The 26,262-nt window shown below is 44.2% G+C and carries 21 protein-coding genes; 9 read left to right on the plus strand and 12 right to left on the minus strand.

From position 1 onward, the window contains the following. Nucleotides 1-45: 45 nt before the first annotated feature. The 7 genes from QT994_RS02875 to QT994_RS02905 form a co-directional block, all read right to left on the minus strand. Nucleotides 46-1,212, minus strand: coding sequence for an LptF/LptG family permease (locus QT994_RS02875; protein WP_333171648.1), 1,167 nt, complete (start codon nucleotides 1,210-1,212; stop codon nucleotides 46-48). Nucleotides 1,213-1,293: 81 nt separating this feature from the next. After that, a complete protein-coding gene (gene lptB, locus QT994_RS02880; protein ID WP_333129396.1) occupies nucleotides 1,294-2,022 on the minus strand; it encodes an LPS export ABC transporter ATP-binding protein in 729 nt (242 codons plus the stop codon). Between the two features lie 173 nt (nucleotides 2,023-2,195). Next, complete coding sequence (locus QT994_RS02885; RefSeq protein ID WP_172186331.1) at nucleotides 2,196-2,666, minus strand: LptA/OstA family protein; 471 nt, start codon at nucleotides 2,664-2,666, stop codon at nucleotides 2,196-2,198. A gap of 395 nt (nucleotides 2,667-3,061) precedes the next feature. Next, on the minus strand, nucleotides 3,062-3,196 hold the full coding sequence (locus QT994_RS02890; protein ID WP_333146007.1) for a hypothetical protein: 135 nt from the start codon (nucleotides 3,194-3,196) through the stop codon (nucleotides 3,062-3,064). Between the two features lie 69 nt (nucleotides 3,197-3,265). Beyond that, entirely contained in the window at nucleotides 3,266-3,754 is a 489-nt protein-coding gene (locus QT994_RS02895; RefSeq protein ID WP_333171651.1) for an SMI1/KNR4 family protein, read from the minus strand. Nucleotides 3,755-3,898: 144 nt separating this feature from the next. After that, the gene (locus QT994_RS02900; RefSeq protein WP_333171653.1) at nucleotides 3,899-4,339 is read right to left on the minus strand and encodes a DUF309 domain-containing protein; all 441 of its coding nucleotides are present in this window, start codon (nucleotides 4,337-4,339) and stop codon (nucleotides 3,899-3,901) included. A gap of 147 nt (nucleotides 4,340-4,486) precedes the next feature. Further along, nucleotides 4,487-4,849: a ferredoxin-thioredoxin reductase catalytic domain-containing protein gene (locus QT994_RS02905; protein WP_194012549.1), complete on the minus strand. Its 363-nt coding sequence runs from the start codon at nucleotides 4,847-4,849 to the stop codon at nucleotides 4,487-4,489. A gap of 300 nt (nucleotides 4,850-5,149) precedes the next feature. Between QT994_RS02905 and cas6 the strand changes: the two genes are divergently transcribed. Continuing rightward, nucleotides 5,150-5,809: a CRISPR system precrRNA processing endoribonuclease RAMP protein Cas6 gene (gene cas6 / locus QT994_RS02910; protein ID WP_333171655.1), complete on the plus strand. Its 660-nt coding sequence runs from the start codon at nucleotides 5,150-5,152 to the stop codon at nucleotides 5,807-5,809. 21 nt (nucleotides 5,810-5,830) lie between these two features. Here the strand turns inward: cas6 and QT994_RS02915 are convergent, their stop codons facing one another. After that, nucleotides 5,831-7,267: a DUF2079 domain-containing protein gene (locus tag QT994_RS02915; RefSeq protein WP_333171657.1), complete on the minus strand. Its 1,437-nt coding sequence runs from the start codon at nucleotides 7,265-7,267 to the stop codon at nucleotides 5,831-5,833. 9 nt (nucleotides 7,268-7,276) lie between these two features. Next, a complete protein-coding gene (locus QT994_RS02920; protein WP_333171659.1) occupies nucleotides 7,277-8,860 on the minus strand; it encodes a DUF2079 domain-containing protein in 1,584 nt (527 codons plus the stop codon). A gap of 127 nt (nucleotides 8,861-8,987) precedes the next feature. Between QT994_RS02920 and dxr the strand changes: the two genes are divergently transcribed. Then, the gene (gene dxr, locus QT994_RS02925) at nucleotides 8,988-10,178 is read left to right on the plus strand and encodes a 1-deoxy-D-xylulose-5-phosphate reductoisomerase (RefSeq protein WP_333171661.1); all 1,191 of its coding nucleotides are present in this window, start codon (nucleotides 8,988-8,990) and stop codon (nucleotides 10,176-10,178) included. 228 nt (nucleotides 10,179-10,406) lie between these two features. On the opposite strand, the gene QT994_RS02930 is transcribed toward dxr, so the two are convergent. Next, nucleotides 10,407-10,919 carry a phosphoribosyltransferase family protein gene (locus QT994_RS02930; protein WP_333171663.1) on the minus strand — a complete coding sequence of 171 codons (513 nt, stop codon included), beginning with the start codon at nucleotides 10,917-10,919 and terminating at the stop codon, nucleotides 10,407-10,409. A gap of 54 nt (nucleotides 10,920-10,973) precedes the next feature. Between QT994_RS02930 and QT994_RS02935 the strand changes: the two genes are divergently transcribed. Next, a complete protein-coding gene (locus QT994_RS02935; RefSeq protein ID WP_333044602.1) occupies nucleotides 10,974-11,723 on the plus strand; it encodes a pentapeptide repeat-containing protein in 750 nt (249 codons plus the stop codon). 327 nt (nucleotides 11,724-12,050) lie between these two features. On the opposite strand, the gene QT994_RS02940 is transcribed toward QT994_RS02935, so the two are convergent. Continuing rightward, the gene (locus tag QT994_RS02940; RefSeq protein WP_333044643.1) at nucleotides 12,051-12,251 is read right to left on the minus strand and encodes a hypothetical protein; all 201 of its coding nucleotides are present in this window, start codon (nucleotides 12,249-12,251) and stop codon (nucleotides 12,051-12,053) included. Nucleotides 12,252-12,953: 702 nt separating this feature from the next. Continuing rightward, on the minus strand, nucleotides 12,954-13,151 hold the full coding sequence (locus QT994_RS02945) for a hypothetical protein (RefSeq protein ID WP_006632170.1): 198 nt from the start codon (nucleotides 13,149-13,151) through the stop codon (nucleotides 12,954-12,956). Nucleotides 13,152-14,795: 1,644 nt separating this feature from the next. Between QT994_RS02945 and QT994_RS02950 the strand changes: the two genes are divergently transcribed. The 6 genes from QT994_RS02950 to QT994_RS02975 all read left to right on the plus strand — a co-directional run bounded on the left by QT994_RS02950 (nucleotide 14,796) and on the right by QT994_RS02975 (nucleotide 26,232). Continuing rightward, complete coding sequence (locus QT994_RS02950; protein WP_333044603.1) at nucleotides 14,796-14,981, plus strand: hypothetical protein; 186 nt, start codon at nucleotides 14,796-14,798, stop codon at nucleotides 14,979-14,981. Nucleotides 14,982-15,845: 864 nt separating this feature from the next. Further along, complete coding sequence (locus QT994_RS02955) at nucleotides 15,846-15,980, plus strand: hypothetical protein (RefSeq protein WP_333044604.1); 135 nt, start codon at nucleotides 15,846-15,848, stop codon at nucleotides 15,978-15,980. A gap of 359 nt (nucleotides 15,981-16,339) precedes the next feature. Next, nucleotides 16,340-17,197 carry a calcium-binding protein gene (locus tag QT994_RS02960; RefSeq protein WP_333171665.1) on the plus strand — a complete coding sequence of 286 codons (858 nt, stop codon included), beginning with the start codon at nucleotides 16,340-16,342 and terminating at the stop codon, nucleotides 17,195-17,197. A gap of 277 nt (nucleotides 17,198-17,474) precedes the next feature. Beyond that, nucleotides 17,475-20,279: a tetratricopeptide repeat protein gene (locus QT994_RS02965; RefSeq protein WP_333171667.1), complete on the plus strand. Its 2,805-nt coding sequence runs from the start codon at nucleotides 17,475-17,477 to the stop codon at nucleotides 20,277-20,279. A gap of 24 nt (nucleotides 20,280-20,303) precedes the next feature. Further along, the gene (locus tag QT994_RS02970; protein ID WP_333171669.1) at nucleotides 20,304-24,398 is read left to right on the plus strand and encodes a tetratricopeptide repeat protein; all 4,095 of its coding nucleotides are present in this window, start codon (nucleotides 20,304-20,306) and stop codon (nucleotides 24,396-24,398) included. Next, nucleotides 24,391-26,232, plus strand: a complete 1,842-nt coding sequence (locus QT994_RS02975) for a tetratricopeptide repeat protein (RefSeq protein ID WP_333171670.1) — start codon at nucleotides 24,391-24,393, stop codon at nucleotides 26,230-26,232. The genes QT994_RS02970 and QT994_RS02975 overlap by 8 nt, the downstream gene beginning before the upstream one ends. The last annotated feature ends 30 nt before the right edge of the window (nucleotides 26,233-26,262 follow it).

The raw sequence follows: 26,262 nt of genomic DNA on the forward strand, positions 1-26,262 counted from the left end.
CATTACAAGTTCCGAATTACCCATGCCCAATGTTATTGGTAAAACTTACCTAGCCGCAGCCCGCACCAACAACAATCCCCCGATTCCCAAGCCAAACACGATCGGCAGCCAAGCCGAAAGAATCGGAGTCAAAACAGCTTTCACGCCCATAGAACTGGTGATGAAAGAAAATACGTAGTAAGTAAAAATCACAACTACGCTAATACCAAAACTCGTTCCTCGACCGGAGCGGCGCGGTTGAGTTCCCAAAGCTGCTCCCACTAAACCAAATACCATGCACACGAAAGGAAAAGCATATTTTTCTTGAATTCGCACCTTTAATTTGCGAATTTGCGGTTCGTCGCCACTGTTTTTAATGATATCCAAACGCTCTAAAGCTTGGGCAATGTTCATTTCCTTGAAATCCCGCACTCTAGCCGCTAAATCTAAGGGCGTGCGGGGGAGTTGCAACTGCTGGTGTTGAAACCTAACTATATTGCGGTAAGAGCCGTCAGGAGCAACTATATAAGCAGTTCCGTTGAAAAAATCCCAGGTATTTTCTGAGGGATTCCAAGTAGCCGATTCAGAAGAAACGATTTGATTGAGGCCTGGGGTGGAGCGATCGATAATTGTTAAACCTTTCATTTGCTGGCCGTCAAATTGTTCTGCATAAAAAAAGCGGGCGAGGATTTCGTCGCCGCCTTTTTCTGGTTTGCGAAATTCTGTGTAGATAATATTTCTATCTTGAAATATCGGTTTTTCTCGCTTCAGGGCTCTGTCTAAAGTCAGAGTAGCTCTGTAGCTGGCGGCGGGTACAACTAACTCTTGCAAACCAAAAGTGAAGCCTGCAACAATTAAACTCATTATCACAGCAGGCAGTATCAATCGGTAAACGCTGACTCCGCAACTGCGGAGGGCGATGAGTTCGCTGTCGCTGGACATTCGGCTGTAGGCCATTAAGGTTGCTAGCAGCATTGACATGGGGAAAGCCAATACTACGAAGTAGGGAATTTGCAGGAGAAAAATTTCTATGGCGGCGCTGTAGGGAAGGCCGGATTCTGTTACTCTGCGGACTAATTCAAATAAGGCTCCAACTGTGACGGCGACGGATGTAAAGAGTCCGACGCCGAAGAGAAATGGCCCGATTAGTTCTTTGGTAATGTACCAGTCCATTACTGAAATTCTCGGCAGCCAGTTGATGGGATTCAAAGAATTGGATATTGCTATTTTCATAGTGGCGCGTTCTCGCAGATTGCTCCTCAATCTAAAATCTAAAATCTAAAATTCTGCCGTTTGCTGAATGCCTTCAAAAGACTATCGCACGAAGCTGTCGCCCAAGTAATACTGACGCACTAAAGGATTGCTGTAGAGTTCTTCTTCAGCCCCGGAGGCTAAAATTTGGCCGTCTCGCATGATGTAAGCTCGATCGGTAATTTCGAGGGTTTCTCGGACGTTGTGATCGGTGATGAGGATGCCGATTTTACGATCGCGCAGTTTAGCAATAATGGTTTGAATTTCGTCTACGGCGATCGGATCGACGCCTGCAAACGGTTCGTCTAAAAATAGGAACATGGGCCCGTCTCGCCCTGCGGCTAATGCTCTGGCTAGTTCAGTCCGCCGCCTTTCTCCCCCCGATATTTGAATTCCCAAACTAGATGCTATTTTTTCTAAGCGAAATTCTTGCAATAGGAAATCGACTCGCTCACGCCATTCCCAGCGCGGCACTTGAGTTTGTTCTAGGACTAACAAAATGTTGTCGCGCACGCTCATGTTGCGGAAAATGCTTGCTTCTTGAGCCAGATAGCCAATTCCCAAATGCGCTCGCTGGTGCATCGCCAATTTCGTGATGTCTAAATCGTTGAGCCAAACGGTGCCTTGATTTGGTTTTTCTAATCCGGTTGCTATGTAAAATGTTGTGGTTTTGCCGGCACCGTTGGGGCCGAGCAGTCCTACGATTTCTCCTTGGGCTACCGAAAGGTTGACGCGACTAACTACATTGCGTTTTCCGTAGGACTTGTGAATATTTTCGAGTACAATTTTCATTTTCGCTCCCGGCAACCTCTACAAGCTAAATTTCAGACTGCGGCTTTGTGCGATCAAGTCTCTAATTTAAATTTTACCTTTTCAAGTTTGTCACTTTTATAAAGACGAAATTTCGCATCTATCCCAAGTAGTATGTTTTGACTGAGGCGAAATTTCGCTGCTGCGAGCCGCTGTTACCGGGGGGCTGTAGTTGGACGCGGGGAGCCCACTGCATTTTGGGCTGCCGCATCTTGTTCCGGGGCAACCAGATAGACCGATTCTACCTGTCCTGGGTTGTCTGGCAGGGCAATAAACCGCCCTTCGTCGATGAGGTATGTTATGGTTTCGCCGCGCAGGCTGTTGCCCTGCTGCAATACGTAAACATCTCCGCTGAGAATGATCCGGCGCTCGCGGCTGAAATATTGAGCTTGAGCCGCAGTTGCTTGTATTTGGCGGGCTGGATAGTTGATTTGGACGTTGCCGCGGGCTGTCACGATGCCGGTTTTGGAGTCGGCTTCTTGAATGTCCGATCGCACACTGAGAGTGCGGGGCGGCCCGGCTTGCGGGTAAGTGGGAGAGGCAATCGCGCCTGCCAGAGTGAGGGGCAACAGCAGCGATAATCCTTTGAATATTCGGGAATTGAGTAGTTTAGCGGAGGGCATCATAAGCTTGGAGCCTCAAAATTTGTGAAATTGCTGAAGGGCATTATCTCACCCCTGATTTTTCTCTATGGAGATTTGAGCCACCACACCCGATCGGTTTAGGTATTTTATCTTAACGGCCGTGAAAAATTCCCGTAAGGTCGATCAACCTGCCCGAGAGCGTCAACCAATTATCGTAGCAAGACAATAGGCATTTTCACGACGTGTTTGGCTGATTTGCTGGATTTGCAAGTTTTTTGACGGTTGCTCGCATCGGGAAGTTACGGATAACCTCTCTAGGTACTAAGGCATTAGCTGTCCGCAGTGAGTTCGGCAAAATAAATCAAATTTTGATTTATTAGGTTCTTTCTTTAAAATAGTTTCCATCTCATTTGAGCATTGGCGGGGGCTGTATTTTTCTAGGATAGGGAAAGCTGGCGATCGATCGTCCGAAGTTGCGGGCGATAATGCTCCGCATCCCTAGCGCGATCGCATTTCACCTGTCGGTGAAAAATGCAACGTTGTCCATCGCACACCGCAGATAGACTTTGCATCACAACCGATCAACTTTCGGGGGTTGGTGTGCATGAGCGTTATTGTGTGGCGATCGTTCCCACCTTTTTTCAGATATCATCATAACCGTAGAACTTATAGGGAGGTTGCAAATCATTAGATCTTCGCAAATAGAAATCACAGAGTTCCTGAAAAGAGTGAACAACCATGGCTTCCTCTCCTTCATGAGGCAAAATGAACCAACGATTTAGGTCAGATGGATGGAACAGAATATCGTCACCGCTAGGGCTATCAAAGAATGGGACACACTCAATAGCTTGAGCTTGTGTAAGTACATCGGGATTTTTAGCCCAGAACCAGTCCCCAGACAATCTACCACGAACCTCACTAAGATAGCTATCCAAAATTTCCTGTGGAGGAAGTGTTCTTATGCTCAGGTCGGTTTCGCCCAGTCCTAATGTATTCACGAAGGCACGGTAATCCTCCGGAAATAGAAAGCCTAGACAGTCCTCAATCGCAGATAAATCTTGAATAGAGATGGGCTGTAGCGGTGGAGTCGCTACAACAAACGAAATGCCTCGAAATTCAACTATATCCATACTTTTTAAACTTGATGGAAACCGCTTAAAGGCAACCTCAAAACTACTGAAATCAACAACCTAAGCAGCACAACTTATAATTGTATCGCATCTGCCGTACAACATATGGTATAACCTGAAAATACCGCGATTTTCCCACCCTTCTTACCTACCGTTGGAATCTCCTTTTCTCAATCGGGTTTCACCTTCTACTTTGATAATTCGTGGCAATTGCAAGCCTCCAACTTCTGTACCTGCGAACAACTGTTGAAATTTAGCTACTTCTTCCGGGCCAGCTTGTTGCAAAGCGCTCAAAAGTTTAGCACTTTGTCCAAGCAAGTCTTCAACAACAATTCCAGCATAAGTGGGCTGATAATAACTGAGCCGATTTATTCCTTCTCCCAGCAAGATTACCGCACCGCGCCAGTTTTGATTTCCTAAGTGATAAAGCGCGACCGCCATTTGCAATATTCCCTGATAAAACCTTTTTTCCGGCTCGCCCGCTTCCATCCACAAAGCCTCTAAAGTATCGTGACAAGCGTAAAATTCTTGGCTGTTAAACTGTTCTATCCCTTGCCAAAATTCGAGCGGAACTTCCTCTGTCATGCGATTGAAGATTGGGGATTTTCTATGGGGGATGTGCGTTTGAGTAGGCGGCGATCGATTTCTTTTAAATAACTAAGTCTTAAAAATAGGAAAAATAACGACCTGTTTTCAAAACTACTGGCATTTCACGACCGCCTACTTAACCGATTACATAGTCTCTCTGACAGCTTGAATCTGATCCATTCCTATTTCCTGATTAGTTCCAGCGAAATCGTTATCTGGCGTCAGAAATAACATACAGTGACACTCTTTGCGCTCGCGCATGGGAATGCAGGGACAGTTCCAGTAGGCGGCTTTTACTTCAGCTTCTTTATCTTCGTAATGGCGACAAGGACATAAGGGAGCGCCTAGTTCATCCTTGTGTTTTGCTAGTCCTTCTATCACGACCGCAGTGACCGAAGGCTCGGAACAAAAGTATGTTCCCGTTCGCTTGGCATAGGTTTCGGAGAAATTCTTCATCGCCTCCAAAGTTTTTTCGTTGGAAAGTTTAGATTTTTCTGTTGTGTTCATAGTTTAGGATCGGAGTTGAGGATGCTACGAGCTTTTAACAATTGTAGCGCAGAAGGTGATTTTAAACACTTGTATATTTCTGTTGACTTACAAGGAGGAAAACCTTGACAAAGATTGAGTTTTAGGTTGTTGGTTTTTTAGTGGTTTTTGTCTATCCCGGAGGGTGCGGGAAACTGGCGGCAGTCCCGGTTTTTGAAGCAGCCAAAAGATTTGGGCGATCGACCGCCCTCAACAATCATCCCCCAAAGGGGATAAAAAGCCGATAAGATAGCACAGCCCTGTCCCTGTTAGTGGCATCTGATGGCAACTTCCCCGAACCCCACCGACACAGGCGATCGAAAATCTCTTCCGTCTGGGCTGATTTTGCCGAATGTTTTTCACAGCTATTTGCGCCGCTGGAATAATTTTTATGGGGTAAATTTTGACCAAGCAGAATTTTTGAATTGGATTGATGAAAATGCAATTATTAGCAGCCACAAATTGGAGTCGCAAAAGGTAGCGGCAGGCAAAACAGGCATGGTAACGGGGTTCACTGGGGCTGTGGAATTTGGGCTAGGGCGATCGGCTCACAATCACCCTGATTTCGTAGAATTATTTTATGCTTTTGGGCGGTTAGCGCCTTATTGCGGCACGGGGCACAAAACCACTTTTGGATTGGGACAAACGCGATCACAATGGTTGACTGAAGCCCTACCTGAAGTGTCGATACAAAGCGTATTGGCGGCGCGAATAGATGAATTGACACACAAGTTTATGGCGCACAGAAAGCGTACAGGTGGAAGTCGCGCTGCTGAGATTGCTGAAACTTGGGCGACGATTTTGGCGCGCCGGGAATTGGGGGAATCTTTATTTGATATTGCTGCTGATTTGGAAAGGCATTATGAAACTGTGAAAACTTACGTGAAGTTGGCAAGAAAGGCTTTGAAAGTGGAGGATTCGCGCGAATTAGTTGACTGTTGACTGTTGACTGTTGACTGCTAACTAATGACTCTTAGTAAATAGGTATATGTCGTCTCGCTGATATTTTAGTTGAAATTGAGGGTTGTTTTTTAGTTTAGTTATGAGGTTTTCCACAAAAGCTCGATCGCTCATCCAGCCAGGATAGCGCAAATTCAGCAATACATAATCAAATTCTGCGAGATTTGCAGGCGGCGCGTTAGCCAGAGTTAATTTTACTACAGGGCGGTGCGCTAAGTGCGGAGCAATCTGAGCAGTTGTTAAAACACTGCCTTTGGTTTCAACAAGAGAAATTGCCTCTTTGGTAGCTGGCAAAGTGTCGAACCCATTTAAATAAATAGTCCAAAAATAGCCGTATTTCGCTAAAGCTAAGAAAGCAATCAACGACCAAATTACAATGAGTCTAGGCAATGGATAATTAGGAATTGGCAATCTATCAAATATTGTTTTTCCCTTTTGCTGATTGCTAGCTGCTAAACTGGAAATTACGGCAACCAACAAAAAAGGCAATATCGGCACAGAATATTGATGAATTAAATCCCGCTGAGCGGGGATATCGGAAAGAATATTCATCGCCAACATCGGCACAGCACTAATTAAAGATGACAGATGACGTGGGGACAACCACCAAATTACAGGTAATAGCAATAAGGCTAAATATTCAAAAGTATCTAAAGAAAACAAACGCCCTAAAACGAGATTGGGTTTCACTATTAAATTAATAGCAATTTCAAAAACCGAGTTTCCCAAATATTGATATCGCCCGATTCCCGCGTGTTCTCTTCCCTGATTAAAATACGGTATAACCCCCTGAGTAGCTACCAGGAACCAACCCGCCCCTAGAAAGAGAGCTATGAGTCCACAATTGCGTTTTTTGTCAAAACACAACAGCCACAAACCCATCGCAGCCACAATTAAAGATAGTACGGCTTTGCAGCTCAAAACTAATACAATTGCAGCAGAAAACCACAAGGTTTTATTCAGCCTCGCTGCTAAGATTGCTGCTAGCATTGCTGGTAAAGCAATTACTTCTGGGTGAAAGTCGAAGAGATTGACATTAAATACTGCGGGATAAAGCAGATATACGACTGAAATTGCAATTGCTTTTCGTTCGTTTAATCCGGCTTGACGTGCTAAACTCCAACTCGGCCAAGCCCCTAAAGCTAGGGAAACAGCTTGCACTAAAAAAAGCCAGTGAACATCTGGATATATTTTGTAAAGTAAAGCTAGTGGATAGAATATAAAAGCAGCGTGATCGCCCAAAATATTTATTGCCATTAAAGAGGAAAATGGCGTTTGATTTTGGGAGATTAAATAAATTGCTTGGTCAAAAATTGCTAAGTCGAATGCAGTTGACTGAAACAAAGCGTGCCGCGCGCTGCTGGCGGTAAATAAGACTATCGTTGTCACGACAATCATTAAAAATACTGGATGAGATTTTAGAGATTTTAAAGTTACCATTTTATAAGTTTAATCAGCGATTCGTTTAAATAGCAGGACTTCGTTTTTTTGATAAGTTAATTTAAAATCCGGAGATTTTTTAAGTTGATTTGCTAAGGTATCACCAATTTTTTCAGTATCAGGCCAGGGATAGCGCAGGTTTAATAATATGTATTGAAATTCAGGTAATTTTGTTTGGGGCGAAATTTGTGACAGCAATTTTACTATTGGGCGGTGGGCAAAGTGAGGGGCCAGTCTATTATCGGTTAAAATACTGCTTTGCGGTTGAACTTGTGCGACTGCTTCGCGTGTAGCTTGCCAGGTATCTAGTCTATTTAGGTACAGATAAAAATCTTTATATTCGCCCACACATAGGAAAATTAGTAATGACCAAATTATCATGATTCTCGGCAATTGAATTCCCCGGCAAAGTTGAGAAATTCGGAACTTTTTAAATTGTCGCAGATTGACCCATGTTAAAAAATGTTGTTTATTTGCTTTATCCTCTTCCTTGTTGTCTTTTATTTCTTCCCTGTTCCTGGTTTCTTCCTTCGCGATTACTGCTAAAAATAAAAAGGGAATTACAGGCACTGAATACTGATAGGCTAAGCTGCGTTGAAATGACAAGTCAGAAAGGATATTGATCAGCAGGGTAGGGATGGCAGGAATTAGCGCTGTTAGATATTGTAGGCGTAGTTTGCCGGAAAATGGCAATAGCAGCCAAATCACAGGTAAGGTGAGGAGAAATAAATATTTGAATGTATCGAAGGAAAGAATTTTTCCTAATACTAACTGTGGTTTTAATATGAGATTGATGATAATTTCTAGTACGGATTTGCCTAAATAGCTGTAGCGCCCGACTCCAGCGACTTCGCTGCCGCTAAAGAAGGGGATGATTTTCTGGGAAGCTATCAAAAACCAAGCTGCACCGAGCAAAAGTGCGATCGCCCCTAACCGTTGCTTTTTTTCGCAAAAAAACAGCCACAAACCCATAGCAGCAACGGTTAGGGACAAAACCGCTTTGCAACTCAAAACTAACAGAATAGCGGTACAAAACCACACAATTTTATTTAAACGCGCCGCCAAAATTGCTGCCAAAAGTGCGGGTAAAGCGATTACTTCCGGGTGAAAATCAAATAAATTGATGTTAAATACCACCGGATAGAGCAAATAAATCAATGCGATCGCACGGGATTGTTCTTGATTTAAACCTGCCAAACGCGCTAAACTCCAGGTAGGCCAAGCCCCCAGGGATAAAGCAACTGCTTGTACCAAAAGCAGCCAATGCACATCCGGGTAAATTTTGTACAGCCAAGCTAGCGGATAATAGATTACCGCTGCGTGATCGCCCAAAATATGAATCCCCATTAAAGAAGAAAAAGGCGTTTGGTTTTGGCCGATTAAGTAAATTGCTTGGTCAAAAATTCCCAAATCGAAAGCAGTTGATTGGAATAAAGCGTGCCGTAAACTGCTACACAAAAAGAAAATTGCCGCAGCAGTGGCGATCGCCCAAACCAAACTCGACGGTAGCTGCGATCGACCTTCCTCTCTATTTTCGGCGATCGAGACACTGATGTCCTCACGGTCATCAGCAAAATTTTCCCTATTCTGCATGAAATCTGGCACTAGGTGGTCACTCAAAATATGATTCCATCGAATGTGCTTTCCACGCAATAGTTAACCACTAATTTTTATCCCCGCAATCGTAATATTAGAATAATCCACAAAACATTAAAAAATTGTGAAAGCAATAACTCTTCTCGGCTCCACAGGCTCCATCGGCACTCAGACTCTGGATATAGTAGCTCAATACCCCGATCAATTTCGGATTGTCGGGTTAACCGCCGGACGAAATGTAACGTTGCTGGCCCAGCAAATTCGCCACTTTCGACCGGAGATTGTCGCGGTTTGCGACGAAGATAAATTACTGGAATTGAAGGAGGCGATCGCAGATATCGACCCTCAACCTATTTTACTTGCTGGCGAGTCAGGCGTTGTCGAAGTTGCCCAATACGGCGACGCTCAAGCCGTCGTCACGGGCATAGTTGGCTGTGCCGGTTTGCTGCCAACAATTGCGGCTATCAAAGCAGGTAAAGATATCGCCTTAGCCAATAAAGAAACATTAATCGCAGGGGGCCCCGTTGTCAACCCCTTAATCGAAAAATACGGCGTTAAAATATTACCGGCTGACTCGGAACATTCAGCAATTTTTCAGTGCCTCCAAGGTGTTATGGTTGGCGGGTTGCGACGAATTATTCTCACTGCTTCGGGGGGTTCTTTTCGAGATTTGCCGATCGACAAATTAGCAGGAGTAACAGTAGCCGATGCTTTGAAACATCCGAATTGGTCGATGGGGCAGAAAATCACGATCGATTCTGCTACTTTAATGAATAAAGGATTAGAAGTCATCGAGGCTCATTACTTATTCGGAATGGATTATGATGACATTGATATTGTCATCCATCCCCAAAGCATAATTCACTCGTTAATTGAGCTGCAAGATACTTCGGTTTTGGCGCAATTGGGCTGGCCGGATATGCGATTGCCGCTGCTTTACGCTTTGTCTTGGCCGGAGCGAATTCATACGGATTGGAAACCGCTGGATTTGGTGAAATCTGGGGATTTGACTTTCCGAGAACCCGACCATGAAAAGTATCCTTGTATGCAGTTGGCTTATGCGGCGGGACGTGCGGGCGGTTCGATGCCTGCGGTGCTGAATGCGGCAAATGAACAGGCGGTAGCGCTATTTTTGGAGGAGAAGATTCAGTTTTTGGATATTCCGAAGTTGATTGAGAAGGCGTGCGACAAACATCAAGTCGATAACTGTGAAAGCCCTGCTTTAGACGATATTTTGGCTGCGGATAGGTGGGCGCGGCAGGAAGTTTTGGCAGATAGTATGGAATTGGGCGATCGTATTCTTTCGGTTCGCTAATTGTATCAGCAGACTTGCACTTACCCACAAGCCCTAGGAGTGAATTAATTCCCCGTCTCATAGCTAAAGTCGGTTCAAACCGACTGCCCAACTTTAATAAATATTCAGTTTTCTTTGAGAGGACTTTAGCTATGAGACACTGGTTTCCACCCCTGACGGACTATGCCAAAAAGTGCAAGATATCGGCAAAACCCTATTAAAGGTTGACCAGATTTTAGCTTTTATTCACTAACTCCCAACTTTCGCCACCAAATCAGCCGCACTCATCTTTTCGTACATTTCAAAAGGTTGGTGAATCCAAGGATTGTCAGCCAAATAATCTACATAATAATCCGGCTTTGCAACAGAACAAGCCTTGTACCAGAGTACAGCAGTCCGAATTTCCTGAATATCCTCGCCGTAGCGATTCTTCAGCCAAGCGATACCTTGCTCTAAACTAATTCCCGAATCCACCAAATCGTCAATCAGGAGAATGCGGCTCCCCAAATTATCGCCCACCATTGTCAAATCGCGGGCAAACTCGATCGCACCCCGAACTTTCCCCTCGGCCCCACCATAGGACGAGGCAGCTAAAATTGCCAGAGGCTTGTCGAAAATCCGCGACAGAGTATCCCCAACCCGCAGCCCTCCCCTCGCCAGACAGACAATGCGATCAAATTTCCACTGAGATTCCTCAATTTTTACAGCCAAATCCTCAATTTTCCGATGGTACTCAGGCCAAGAAACGTAAAGGTCACTCATTCCTAATATTATTGAAATATCAAAGGTATTATTAATTATTTTGGGGAAAATGACATGGATGCAGAGGAACTTCTCAGACGGTATGCAGCCGGAGAACGGGTTTTTCACAAAGTAGACCTGAGCGGTGTCCATATGTCAAGGACAAATTTGCGCGATATTGACCTGAGTCACGCTAATTTAAAAGGTGCAAATTCGATCGGTCTCACCCTCTACAGAGCTAATCTGTATCAAGCAGATATCAGCCAAGCCAACCTCTCCCAAGCAAACCTCATGTCCGCTAATTTTGGCGAATGCGACGCAGTGGGAGCGAACTTGAGCGGAGCCATCTTGCGGAGTGTCGTGTTCAGCGGGGCCGATTTAACGGGGGCGAGTCTCAGGGGTGCAGACATGAGAGATGCAAACCTTCAGGGGGCAATTTTGATTCAAGTTTATGCAGTTAACGCTAACTTGCAAGGTGCAAACTTGACAGAAGTAAAACTTTGCGGAATCAACCTCAGTAAAGCAAATTTAACCGACGCGAACTTAACACAAGCTGACCTTAGCCGTGCTAACTTAACTCAAGCAAATCTGAGCTGGGCAAATTTGACGGAAGCAAATCTCGAAAAAGCGGATTTGAAGGGAGCCGATTTGAGCGGAGCTAACTTGAGCTGTGCAAATCTCCATCAAGCAGATTTGAGCGGAGTTTCCCTTAAGGGAGCAAATCTCCGGGGAGCAAACTTGCATCAAGCTTCTTTGCGCGGGACAAATTTGAATGAAGCGAATCTGAGAGAGGCGATGATGCCTGACGGCAACATCTCTGACTAAATAAGCTGAAAAAATAGAAGTTAAAACCGCAGGGTGCCTGTGGCGCACCCTACATTTAGGCTAATGCCTGATTTTTTTAAGGGGATTTAATTCTGCGTTGATCTCAGGCGCCCAAAAATCGAGAGAAGCCCCGGACTCGTGTTGTGGAGAGGCAAAAATTTTAGAGTCTTGTTCAAGCTCCCATATTCATCTGTGGAGTAAATCTAAAATCTCAAATTGTTCGAGTGAGCGGGACTCCACGGTTCGACTGAGCGCTTGCGGAAGTCTAAAATCCAAAATTGACTGACAGTTCATTTAAAGAGAGTGGCAAAAAAAATTGGCGATAATTTAATCTACAACCTTCAGCCAGCCCCGGCGAACGGCGTGGAGCAAGCGGTTGATGGCTGTTTGATCTTCTTCGGTAAGACTGTCATTTAACAGGGCTGTCTTGAGCTGTTGTCGGTGAGTGGGAGTCAGCAGACCGGAGTGATATACCTGAAAGACTAGCTCTGCAATAGTAAATTGAGGTAAAAGCGTTTGGGTTTTCATCATGTGTTTTTTTCTGAACTCACTTTTGACAGTATTGACTAATTTTTCCAAAATTTATGTGATTCAACTACGGGAGTAAATGTGATCGATTGGCTCTTGATGAGTGATTTGTGTCAGTGGGACTTGGGGATCGGATGTTTTCTCGATAGCCCTGCTACTTGAAACACAAACCCCGTGCAGATTCCTCGCTTCTGGCAACTCCCACATCTCTACTTTTGGTTAAGAAACGGTGACAAATAAATTAATATTTATCTATTAATAGATTACTAATGACTGCTAGCGAAATCGCTCAGCTTAATTCAACGTAAAACTTTTAGCGTGTTTAGAAGCCCGCTTTTACTTACATTTACCTAGTTTCTTGGTGTGGTCTTTTTTCCGTGAATATACTTAATGACCCGCCCAAAGACAGATCCAAGTTTTCCATAGGAGTCCCCAGCAGCGCAATATTTTAAGCTCTAGTTCAAGCTCCCACATTTATCTGTGAAGTCAATCTAAAATCTAAAATCTAAAATCTAAAATCGACTGGCTGCTTCAAATCAAAAATCCCGGCTTCTTCAAGAAACCGGGTCGAGCTTTTAGATCGCAGTACAACTTTTTTTGGAGAGGGTTAATGCAGCGACCTGCTCACGAAAATCTTATTGTTGGCAAAGCTTGAGAGGAGAGAAAGTAGAAATACTCATCTCAACTTCTTGTGTGAGGGGACTAATCAGAAATCCTGACCCATCCGCGGCGGATAGCGTGCAGCAGACGGTTGACTGCATCTCTGGCGTCTTCGCTGAGAGCGCTTTGGCAGAGTTCGCGCAGTCCGTGGCTTTCAGTGCGAGTCAGATTGCCTGAATGAGTGACTTGATAGAACAGTTCAGCGATCGCGCGATCAGATTTTAAAGTCAGAGCTTGCATGAAATCTCGTTGAACTCGACGATTATAATATCGACCATTGGAGAAAAGAGTAGGGTGATTGCAGTCGGCTAAGCTGTGTGATCGTTCTTGGCTCGATTTGTGACCGAAGTCTGCAAGTATACGTGAGTTAAATCACAGAAAACCAAAGACCTCGATCGCATAAGCTATGATTTGGGTGGTAGCCTCAAGGTTTGACAAAATCTCGAAAAGCTCTGAACACAAGGCTTTGAGTTCCCAAGACCGCCGCGCAGCGAGAGTAAGTCCGCTCAACATCGCAGGCTCTGGACTTCAATAGCTGTGTAACTTTGGGTTTTAGATACTTGCAGCTTGCAGCTCAGGGCATAAAGTTGCGATCGACGAGCCACGGCCTGAGATACAATAATTATAAATACTTCTATCCAATTTATAGGCAGGCAGGTAAAAAAATGATAATGATTAGCTACTTTTCGATTGCCTTAATTGTTTTTATTGTTTGGTTCAAAAGTTTTTGGAATGATACTGCGACATCTAAAAAAGACTTGATCTCTTGGACAGCCTTAATCATCGGGCCTCTCTTTTGGCCTGTTGTTCTGCCTCTATCCCTTTTGCAAATTACCAGCAAAAAGTCTGTTGTAAAAACAGCTCACTGCGAGCAAGAATTATAATAAATTATGGAAGTAACTGGCTTCAACACAGTCGCTTATGTGAGCCTAAATTATTCGGCGTGCATCACTCCGGGCAGCGAGTAATTTATTTTGTTTCAGTGTGAAAAAATGTAGCGAGAAGGTAGAACCCAATAAAAATTCTGAATCCTAAAACAGTATTTTTTTACCGCTATCTAATTCTGCCTTCTGCTTTTTGAATCCGCCCCAAAACGGATACAAGTTTCCGAGAGGAGTCGCCAACCGCCCAAAATTTTAGGCTTTTGTTCAAACTCTTAGATTCCTCTGTGGAATAAATCTCAAATCTCAAATCGTTCAACTAAGCGAGATTGACTCAGCGGTCGCTGAACGTATCACACCGAAGTCTCCAATCGACTGATGCGTACTTTTTTTTGTCAGATCGTGATTTAATGGTGCGGCTCAGTAAAAATTGTTCAGGCAAAATTGTCAGACTCAAATTATCGGACAGCGACCACAAAATTTTTTAGCCAAAAATTATCTGCCACCTCAACAAAGCTCAAAATTAATATGTAATTTAACATGGCCTGTTGCTTGAAAAAATATAACTTCAGACATATTTTCGCCTGCCGTTGACCAACTTAAGAATTTTTATACTTCCGGCTGCTACCTACCATTAATCGAAGGTGGGAAAATCCGGGCGAGGAGTTGAAAGACAGCTAGGATCTTTACTCTGTAAGCTTTTCTAGCTCGCTTTTTTCAAAGTGTAGCAGCTCTAAACAGGAAAATGTAGAGTTCGTCTGCGCCCCAATAGCCTAACTCTTACCGCAGTTAGATAGACAATTCAAGGCAGAGACTGCAATATGAAATAGGCAACAAAAACTGTTTCAAATCGCAAGTACGACTTATTTTGGGTGATCGCTCATCAGGAGTGTATAACGGGAGCCAGCAAAATTTTTAGGGGTGCGAGATGTTTGGGAACTTCTAAAAAAAAGTGCCGTCACGGTATCCACATTCGCTATTTGCATAAAAAGTAGGAGTCAAAATGAACCAAGTATCTGAGAAACCAATTTATAGAGTTCTTCATCTATTGTCGCTGCTAGCGCTGGCCTACTATGGAGCTACTTCCATCAATTATATTGTCGAGAGTGACGCTCAAATCTACAGCTACGACAGCCAGAGCAATTCCCACCAGTCACCAGCGCACCTAGAAGCACACCGCTCGGAATAAATAGTAGAGATTTTCTCTGAAGGAATGCCGAACTAAATTTCGGGGAATTTGCTAATCGTTAATGATCAGCTCGAAGTTAACAACAATTAGGAAACAAATATTGGGTAAAATATTAATATTTTAACTCACAGGTATTAGCCATCGAATGTACCACAAAAGTTAACTATTTAATTTTTTTTCAAAATAGACCCGAGTGCTGAAAGGATGGCCAAGCATTTTCATCAGTAAAAGCATTAATAGCTGTAGTAATCGCTTCATCAAGAACATTTGAAGGTGGATATCCTTGAGAACGGAAAATCGCTTGAATTTTGACCCACTAAAACTCTATCGGAGATAAACCCGGCGAGTAGGCAGGTAAGAATTTTACCTTGGCTCCGATAGATGCCATCACAAAAATGATGGCTTCAGCATTATAAACAAAGAAATTATTGATAACTACAATTGGGCCAACCCATAACTGGGGCAGGATTCGCCAGCAGTAAAAAATTTTATATCCTAGTTCCAGTTCCCAGATTCATCTCTGGAGTAAATCTAAAATATAAAATCTAAAATCTAGTCACAGTACCGTCACAAATCTACCGACCCACGGTTCATCCCAACTTCACCAAATGACGAGCGCTGCTTTGTCTGATTGTCCGGATGGATGTGGAGCACGGTGGAAATGACGGATTGGGGGTTGAAAAACTGGGTTTTTTAGCCAAAATCCTGCGTTGAGCGTGAGGGATTTGGCTGAAAACATCAAGGTGATTCAATCAAAAGTCCGTCCGGGACTGTGTTGGGACGCACTTTTGATTGAATCCGGCCTCCAGCGTGCACGGGCTTGCTTTCAAAGCCAGCTAATAAATTTTGATTTCTGGGGAACTATTGGCGAAAATCAAAAGTCAGGTCAACTACATTGTACTTAAAAGCAATCGCAGGTCAGTTCCAGCCCCATTGCGGGCGATCGAACTCTCCGGCGATCGACAGTGCCAAGGGCCCGGTGCAACTTCTCAATCTTGAGAGCATACTCCAATTAAAAAATGGTCTCTGTGTATCTTCCGGCTATTGTTTTAATAATGACTAGCCACACCGACGGTCATTATGGTAAACTCGCAAACGTTTAAGTGGAATATTTTCGTGTTAGAGGAGGCAGTGGTGGAGTCGAGAGTCAAAAGCAGGAAACAACCGAGATTTGCTGCTCAACGAATACAGGATTCAACTCGCGCTCGCAGGCCCGCTGCTGACAATTTAAATTACATGACAGCTTATAGCAGCCGGGTCAATTAGGGTCTCAACCGATGTCCGGTTTCATTTATTGAATCCCTTTGGAGGGAAAAGTGTATTGTAGAAAAATGATTGATCTTTTAGGAGGAGTGTAAATGACCCAGGTAACTAATCCAACAACCCCAGCAAGTTCACTACCAGGTGGTAATGGTGGCTCAACCGTTATTGGCACAACCACCGATAACAGGTTGAACGGCGGCCCCGGCAACGATATCATCCTGACTTTTGGGGGCAATGATGTCGTCGCTGGTGGCGGTGGCAACGAGCTGATTATTACCGGAGGCGGCAATGACAGTATCGGCGGCGGTGACGGCAACGATACTGTCTTTTCAGGAAGTGGCGCCGATGTGGTCGCTGGCGGCAGCGGCGATGACGTCATCTTTGCTGGTAAAGGGGATGACCTCGTTGACGGCGGTGATGGCAATGACTTGATTTCTGGCGACAAAGGCAACGACACCGTACTCGGTGGCGCTGGCAACGATACAGTCTTTGGCGGCATGGGCAACGATATTGTCGGCGGCGGCGCTGGCAACGACAGCCTGTTCGGCGGTAAAGACAACGATACTGTCAATGGCGGTGATGGCAATGACTTTATCTCCGGCGACAGAGGCAGCGATGTCCTGACCGGTGGTGCTGGCAGCGATACGTTCTACTTCTTCTCCAGCGGTGGCGATTACGGCGTAGACACGATCACTGACTTTACCCCAGGCGAAGATAAGATCCGCTTGAAATCGGGTGGTGTGTTCTCTGGTTTAGGCAGCAGCTTCGAGGCAAGCGAGTTTGTCGTCGTTTCTAATTTCAACGCAGCCACCCCAGGATCTGCCACAACGAACAAGTTGGTCTACGACCCAACAAGCGGTACCTTGTTCTTCAACGGCAACAGCGGAGTGCTAACTGTGGCTCAGTTGCAGCCTGGTCTGACGATTACCTCGAACAACTTCGAGTTGTTCTAAAACAACTGGCTGTTGTGGGGCAGCACCGGATAAGATTCGGGGCTGTTCTCACAAAGCCGGTAGTTTTAAAGGATTTCAACCTCACTCTGCCACAAGCGGGGTGAGGTTGAAATATTCAATGCAGGAACTGAAGCAGGGGCAGTACAAAAAAATCGATCGACAGTTATTGATAAAATTAATCGATCGCCCGATCGGGCAAAATATAAATACAAAGTTTTAAAATTAGAAGTTCTAGGTTTTACTGAAGCGGTAAAAAAACCGCAACTGCTGGCTAGCAATGAGCACTGAAGAATATATCCGGCAAGCCCAAATTTATTTGAACCGGGGGAAGTTAACGGAGGCGATCGAGTTTTGCAAAAAGGCGATCGAACTTCAACCGTTTTCGCCCTCGGCTTACACGACTTTAGGCGAAATCCTCGAAGCTCAAGGCGATCCGACGGGGGCAAGAGACGCTTTTGTGCAAGCTTTGGAGATTTCGCCGCAGTTTTTTCTGGCTCATGCTTATTTGGGTCAACTTTACAGCGACTATTCGTGGCTGGATGAAGCGGTTTTTCACTACCGGCAAGCTCTGGATTTGAAACCAGACTGGGCGGAACTTCATTATAACTTGGGAAATATTTTTCACAAGCAGGGTAATTTGTTGGGGGCGATCGGCTGTTACCGAAATGCGATCGCCAACAAACCCAATTATCTCGATGCTTTCTACAATCTGGCTGTGGTTTTAGATGAAAATAGTCAGCTCGAAGCGGCAATGGATACCTACCGACAGGTGATTGCTCTGAAGCCGGATTACGTGGAAGCTTACAGCAATCTGGGTGTGATTTTGCTAAAGGAGGATCGGGCCGCGGAGGCGATCGAGCTTTACCAGCGGGCGATGGAGATTAAGCCGGATTGGGCAACGCTGCACAATAATTTGGGTCAAGCCTTGCTGGACAAAAGTCCGGAAAGGGCGATCGCATCTTACCTCACAGCTATTGAGTTGGAGCCGGACATGGTTTTGGCTCACTACAATTTGGGGAAAGCGTGGCAATTACAGGGGGAACATTCGGCGGCGCTTGCTTGTTTCGATCGCGCCATCGAACTCAATTCCGACTATATTTCGGGCTATACAGACGCCGGGTTTTCTTTGATGGTTTTGGGCAAAATTGCTGAAGCCATGCCTTATTTTGAGCGAGCAATAGCTCTGAAGCCTGATTTTGTTGACGCTTACTGCCGCTTGGGAGACAGGCACACAGTTGTTGCTGTAGAAGATGATGAATTGTCAAGGGCGATCGCTGCGTGCGATCGATTTCTCACAGCACTAACTGGAAGGAAGAAGGAAGAAGGAAGAAGGAAGAAGGAAGAAAAAGAAACTATTCCCAATGCCCAATGCCCAATGCCCAATGCCCAATGCCCAATGCCCAATGCCCCATTACCAATTGCTGAAATTTGCGATAATTTAGCCGAAATTTACTTGCATTTGGGAAATGCTCTAACAGAGTACGGCGGACACGAATCGGCCGCCGTTTATTATCAAAAAGCTTTGCAAATTCAGCCCAAAAATGCAGAGCTTTACTGGCGCGTGGGAAATTCCTTAGCCCAGCAACAGCGGTTCAGCGCAGCAATTGCAGTTTACCGCATGGCTTTGACGATTCAACCTGCTTTAGCGCAGGTTTATTTTGAGTTGGCAAAACTGCTGGAAAAACAGGGGCGCTGGGAACGGGCGATTGATTATTATCAAAAAGTTTTAGAGCTGCAATTGCACGGTTATGGGAATCAGAAAGAGTGGAAAAAAAAGAGCTTTATATTGCCAGATAGCACTTCTATAAAACCTCCTCACGGTATTTATTTATCGAGCTGGGATTGGCTGGTTAATGCTAAGTTGGGTGCTGACAATTATGTGGAAATTTTTTGGAAATCGGCACCCGAAGCAAGTGCCGAAAATATTCCCAATTCCCAATTTGCAAGATCAAATTCCAAATTGGCCAGTTCCGAGTGTGCCGGGTTAACTTGCGGGCTGTGTTTGCAGCGACTTTCTAAGTGGTTCGATCCGGTGCATTTGGGTTGGGGAGTGTGCCGTTTGTCAAACTCGCAACCCATACCTGTGGCGCAGCCAAAGACTTTTGTGGCACAGATTCCCAACGGGCGAGTTTGGATTGTGCCGCAGGAAAATTATTGGCTGATTTGCAAGGCGATCGCTGTAATTACTCCTGACAATTATTTGTTGGCTGATGTGTCGAGAGATTATCCGGGGTTTTTACCTGGATGCGAAAAGCATGATGTTAGAAAACACAGTGTTTTTCAGTTAGAATCATTTCCCGGTTTAAAGCAAATTGACGGCAGGGTGGCGGTGCTTTCTGGTTTGTCGGGAAATGTCTATTTTCACTGGATGGTTGATGTTTTGCCCAGGATAGAATTGCTACGGCACAGCGGTAGGGATTTGGCGGAAATAGATTGGTTTTTGGTGAATAGTTGTCAGCACCAATTTCAGCGGGAAAGTCTGAGAATTCTGGGCATTCCTCAAGAGAAAGTCTTGGAGAGCGATCGCTTGCCTCACATTCAAGCAACAGAGTTAATTGTGCCGTCTTTTGCTGGATATTTGGGCTGGCCTTCTGGGTGGGCGATGGATTTTTTGAGGCGGGAGTTTCTCAAGGGAATTATACCGAGTTCGCGCTATCCAAAACGCATTTACATCAGCCGCAGCAAAGCAAGATATCGACGAGTTTTGAACGAAGAAGATGTGGTTGAGGTTCTGGAGAAATTTGGCTTTGTTTCTATTTTGCCTGAGTCGATGTCTTTGGCAGAGCAAATAGCTCATTTTTACCACGCTGAGGTGATAGTTGCTGCCCACGGCAGTGGCTTGACAAATACGATTTTTTGTCACCAGGGAACTAAAGTAATTGAGTTGGTGTCGCCTCACTATATCAGCCATTATTACTGGGGAATTAGTCAATATTTGCAGTTGGAACATTACTTTTTAGCGGGGGAGGCTTTTGAATGCTATCCTATTAGACAGTTGATGTATCAGAATTCCCTGACAGAGGATATTTTGGTGAACTTGAGTTCGCTGAAAAGGATGGTTGAGGTGGTTGGTTTGGGTTAGTTGGTGTCTGGAGAAAGTTTAATTATGCCCTCGATTGAGAAGATGGAAAAGGCAGCGGTTGATTTGAGTCGGCAAGCAGAAGTTTATTTAGCCGAAGGAAAGTTGAATGAGGCAGTTGCTGCTTGCGAGTCAGCGTTGAAAATTGAACCGAATTTGGCTGCAGCTTGCCAGACGCTGGGAAAGGTGATGCAGGTTCGAGGTGAAATCGAGCAAGCTAAGCAGTGGTATGAATCGGCGATCGATCGCAATCCAAATTTGCCGGAAGTTTATGCTAATCTCGGCATTTTGTATTCTCAGGGGAAACAGTGGGAAAAGGCGATCGCCAATTGTGAAAAAGCGATTTCGCTAGCGCCTAATTTTGCTGCTGCTTATCGGCAGTTGGCGAGAATTTGGACGCAGTTAGAGAAGCGAGAAGAGGCGGCAGACTGTTGGTATCAAGCTTTTAATATCGAGCCAAATTGGGCAACTGCTGACGAGCACGTCACTCTGGGAAATAGTTTGGTGGAATTGGAAAAGTTCGATCGCGCTATTGAATGTTATTCGCGGGCAATTAAGTTAAACCCCAAGCTGGCAACAGCTTATCACAATTTGGGGGAAATGCTGGTTCGGGAGAAACGGTGGGATGAGGCGATCGCCAATTACCGACAAGCCATTGCCCTGAATCCAGATTCTTTTGAATCTTACCACAGTTTGGGTAAAACTTGGGCGGAGCGAGGAGAATGCGATCGGGCGATCGCCTGTTACAACAAAAGCCTCGAAATCAATCCCAACTACGCTCGTGCTTACGTGGGTTTAGGTAATGTTTTCGCACAAAAACGCGACTTTGATGCAGCCATTAAATGTTACCGTCAGACTCTAGAAATTAATGATAATTCCTACTGGGCCTACAATTGCTTAGGGGACGCTTTTGCTCACAAAAAACTGTGGGCTGAAGCTATTAGTTGCTACCGTAAAGCTATTGAAATCAATCCAAATATTCCTTGGTTTTATGTCAATTTGGGAATTGCCTTCACCTGCGAAAAATCCTGGGATGAAGCTGTGGCTGCTTACCTGCACGCGGTTCAGATTGAGCCAAATTTGACTGGAATTAATCAGAGGTTGGGATATGTTTTGCGGAAGCGCAGCGAATCTGGTTTAGACAGCACAATCGAAACTTATTGTCAAGGTATTGAGGTACTTGCTGCAAGCGGGAAAATTTACCACAAATTGCTGGGAATTGAGTTAGATGGAGCGGAGTTTTATATAAATTTAGGCAATAGTTTAGCAAAACAGAAGCAGTTGGAAGGTGCGATCGTATTTTATAGCATGGCACTGCAAATTGAACCCAATGCTGCGGAAGTTGTCGCCCAACTAAATGATGTTCGGGCGAAACAACAGGAGTTATACGCACAAATTGCCACTTACCGCCACCAAATTGATCTCGATCCGAGCAATTCTAAGCCTTACAACGATTTAGGAAATATTTTACCGCAATTAGGGGAATTAGAAGAAGCAATTATTTGCCACCAAAAAGCGAGCGAATTGAGGGGTTGGCATGAGTGTGCGGCGAAAGATTATCAATTTACGCAAGATTGGTTTACCCACAATATTCCTATTTGGAAACGGCATTTACAGGAATTTACCGGAATTGCGGATTTTCAAGTTGTGGAAATCGGCAGTTTTCAGGGAATGTCTGCTTGCTGGCTGCTGGATAATATTTTAACTCATCCGACGGCAAAGATTACTTGTATAGATTTGTACTTTCAAGAACATTTTAAGGGCAATATTGTTAAAACTGGAGCAGGCGATCGGGTAATTGAATTAGAAGGTTACTCTCAAGATTTGTTAATTAATTTGGCTTCGGAATATTACGATGTTGCTTACATTGACGGCTGCCACAAACCAACCAGTGCTCTGCAAGATGCGATTTTATCTTGGAGGTTGGTAAAAGTTGGCGGATTGATGATTTTTGACGATTACGAGTTTACGTTTCCCGACAGCCCGGAGCAAGATACTAAAATTGGCATAGATGTTTTTTTGGAGATGTTTGGAAGTCAGTTAGAAGTAGTACACAAAGGCTATCAGCTCATCGTCAAAAAAATCGCCAATGAAAGTTTGGGGGAAGAGCAAACTCTGTTGTCTCTGGGTTGGGAAAAATTGGGGAATATTGCGGCTAATTCCGGTTATTCGGATGAGGCTATCCAACGCTATCAAACAGCTATTAAAATTAAGTCGGGCAACTACTTAACTTACCACAAGTTAGGTAAAACTCTGCACAAGAAAGAACTATTTGATGAAGCTAGGGCAGCTTACCAACAGGCGATCGCACTAAACCCTAATTTTAGTTGGTCTTACCACTTTTTGGGGGAAACTTTGCAGGCGATGGAGGAATACGACGACGCCGCTGCTGCTTACCGCAAAGCTTTTGAGTTAAATCCCGATTTTTGTTGGACTTACAACAATTTAGGTGATGTGCTGATGGAGCTTTCTGAGTGGGAGGAAGCTGCTGTTGCTTACCGCAAGTTAGTTGAACTAAATCCTGATTTTTGTTGGTCTTACGATAGATTAGGTAAGGCTTTGATTGCATTGGAAAACTGGGAAGAAGCAGCGGCGGCTTGTCGCAAAGCTATTGAATTAAATCCCGATGATTGTTGGTTGTACAATAGTTTGGGGGAAGTTCTGGAATCACAAGAAAATTGGCCAGAAGCAGCAGTGGCTTTTGGTCGTGCTATTGAGCTAGAATCTGAGCATAGTTGGCTATACAAAAAGTTGGGTGATGCACTGCGGAAGCAAGGAGAAGTGGAAAGGGCGATCGCCATTTATGAAAAAGGCATCAATCTCGATCCAAAATCCTGTTGGTGTTACGAAGGATTGGGTTTGAGCTTAATTGCCAAACAGCAGTGGGAACCTGCAATCACTAATTTAGTTCAAGCACTGCAAATTCAACCCGACTTGTTTGAAGCTTACGATAATATAGGTTATGCTCTGGAACAACAAGGAGAAGTCGATGAAAGCGATCGGGGAGAATACAGCAATCAAATCTTACCCTTAAGTATTCTCAAAAAATACTGTGGGTTTACAGAAGATTTGATTGTTGCAGCAGAATCCAATTCGCACCTCACCTGCATTGACATCCATCCTGCGAGTCAAATCCATTTATCTGATTCCAAAACAATCGACAGCAGCCGTAGATTTTCGGAAGATCAAAGTCATTCAAGAAAAGCTTTTGTTGCCGTATTGCCAAACGGACGAGCTTGGGCAGATGTGGTGACTACCGCCGTAATTACTTCAGACAATAAACTTGTTCGTGATATTTCAATGGGTTGTGCTGAATTGGTAATCACTTCCGACAAATTGCCTCCCGCTGAACACGTCGATGGAAATGTAGCTTTTTTATCTGCTCGCTGGGGTGGAGCAGCTTATTTTCATTGGATGTTTGATGTGATTACGCGATTTGACCTTTTGCAGCGAAGCGGATTGATAGAAACTATAGATAAGTTTGTTGTCAATGCCAGGGATTCTTCCTATCAAGCAGAAACTTTAAAGAGTTTAGGAGTTCCTCAAGACAAACTTTTAGAAAGTCGCTGCAATTTACACGTTACAGCGGATAAATTAATAGTCCCGTCAATATCTTATGACGGATCGGGAGCGGTTTCAAAATGGAAGTGTGAATTTCTCAAACACATATTTTTAAATGAACAACAGCCGCGAAACACAGACTATTCAGAGCGAATTTATATCAGCCGCCAACAAGCATCCTATCGACGAATCGTCAACGATGAAGAGGTAATTAAATACTTAGAAAAATTTGGGTTTCGCAGTGTCAAGTTGGAAACGATGTCCGTAGCGGAACAAGCAGCGTGTTTGGCTGCTGCTAAAGTAGTTGTCGCACCTCACGGCGGGGGGTTGACTAATCTAGTTTTTTGCCGTCCCGGAACTAAGGTAATTGAAATTTTTTCTCCTCTTTACGTGCCGCATTGTTATTGGATGATTAGCAATTTGTGCGGTTTGGAACATTACTATTTAATTGGCGATTTGGTTGAAGATGGCACTCCGACAAAACCCTTACATAAAAATATGCGGTTGGATTTGAAGTCGCTGGAGAACTTAATGAATTTGGCAGGAGTATTGCATGGATAATGAATACTACAATTTGGGGAATTTTCTACAAGAAAGCGGTCTGTTTGATGAGGCTATTGCTGCGTACAAAAAAGCTATTGAGTTAAATCCTAATTTTTCTTGGTCTTATCACAGTTTGGGCGATGTTTTGCTGAAACTTGAAAAATGGGAGGAAGCTGTCGCTGCTTACAAAAAAGCTGTTGAGTTAAATCCAGATTTTTCATGGTCTTATCACAATTTGGGCGATGCTTTGCTGAAACTTCGGCAATGGGAAGAGGCTGCTGCTGCTTACCACTTCGAGATTGCACTTAACTCAGATTTTACTTGGTCTTTTTGCAATTTAGGCGACGCTTTAACTAAACTAAAACAGTGGGATGATGCTATCGCTACGTATTTAAAAGCTATTGAAATTGACCCAGATTTGCCGGGAATTTACGAGAAGTTGGGATACGCTCTCGGACAAACAGAGTCGGATTTAAAGTTAGTGTTAGAACAATCTCAATTGCAAATTACACCGGAAAATTGGGAGTTTTATTTGCAGTTAGGAAAGAATTTAGCCAAGTACGATCGCCCAAAAAGCGCAATTATTTTTTACCAACTGCTATTGACAAATATACCGATTAGTGCAGAGCTGTCAGCGCAATTAGAGGAGTTGTTGCAGCAGCAAGAAAAGTGCGATGGCGCATTAGCATCATCTCGCGCAACTGTCGCCCAAAAACCGGATGATTGCTGGTCTTATTACAATTTAGGTGCTGTTTTGAGCCACCAAAAATATTGGGAGGAAGCGGCGGCGGCATTTTTCCAAGCAATAGAAATAAATCCCGATATTCCTTGGTGGTTTTATTACAATTTGTGGGAAGTTTTGGTTAGGCAAAACAAGCTGGATGAAGTTGAGAACTTGTTCCGCGAAGTTGTTGCAGCTAAACCGGAGGCTTTTTGGCCTTATCTGAATTTGGGAGAAGCTTTGACGAGGCAAGGGAAAATTGCCGAGGCGATTAATTTTTATCGAACTGTCAGTTTTAAACAAAGTTTTGCATCTATTCTAAGTAATAGGACAGGCAAGATGCCTGTTCTACAAGCAGATACAGGCAAGATGCCTGTTCTACAAAATTGGAACTTAAAACCAGTCCAATTTCCTAACTTTATAATTATTGGTTCTCAGCGGTGCGGCACAACTTCTCTTTATACTTATTTAGCCCAACACCCGCAAATTTTGACTCCGATTAAAAAGGAGATGGATTTTTTCTCGTGGCACTTTGACAGAGGGATTGATTGGTATTTGGCTCATTTTCCGCCCATGCCTCCGGGAGAGCACTTTTTGACGGGCGAAGCAAGTCCAAGCTATTTTGACTCTCGGGAAGCACCGGAACGTCTCTACAGCCTGTTTCCACAGGCGAAACTGATTGTACTTTTGCGAAATCCGGTCGATCGGGCGATTTCTCAATTTTACCGCTTGACTGGCTTAAATTGGGAAGCGCGATCGCTCGATCGAGTAATTAGCGATGAAATTGAACGGTTGAATCAAAATCCAGAATACATCATTGGCGAGGAACCGGGGAATTATTTAGCTCGCGGTAGGTACATAGAATTTATAAAAAATTGGCGGGCTTTCTTTCCACGAGAACAGTTGTTAATTTTGAAAAGCGAAGATTTTTATGCAGGTGCAGCGACAACTGTCACGCAAGTTTTAGAATTCTTAGATTTGCCGGAATATCAATTGTCTGAATACCAAAATGCTAATCCTGGTTTTTACCAGCCTGTCAATCAATCAATTCGCGATTGGTTGAGCGATTATTTCCGACCTTACAATCAGGAATTAGAGGAATATTTGGGGAGGCAGTTTGATTGGGAATAAAGTTGAGCTAAGATTAGAACAACTTGTAAG

Source organism: Microcoleus sp. S13_B4, from assembly GCF_036700885.1.
In the GTDB taxonomy this organism is placed as follows: Bacteria; Cyanobacteriota; Cyanobacteriia; order Cyanobacteriales; family Microcoleaceae; genus Microcoleus.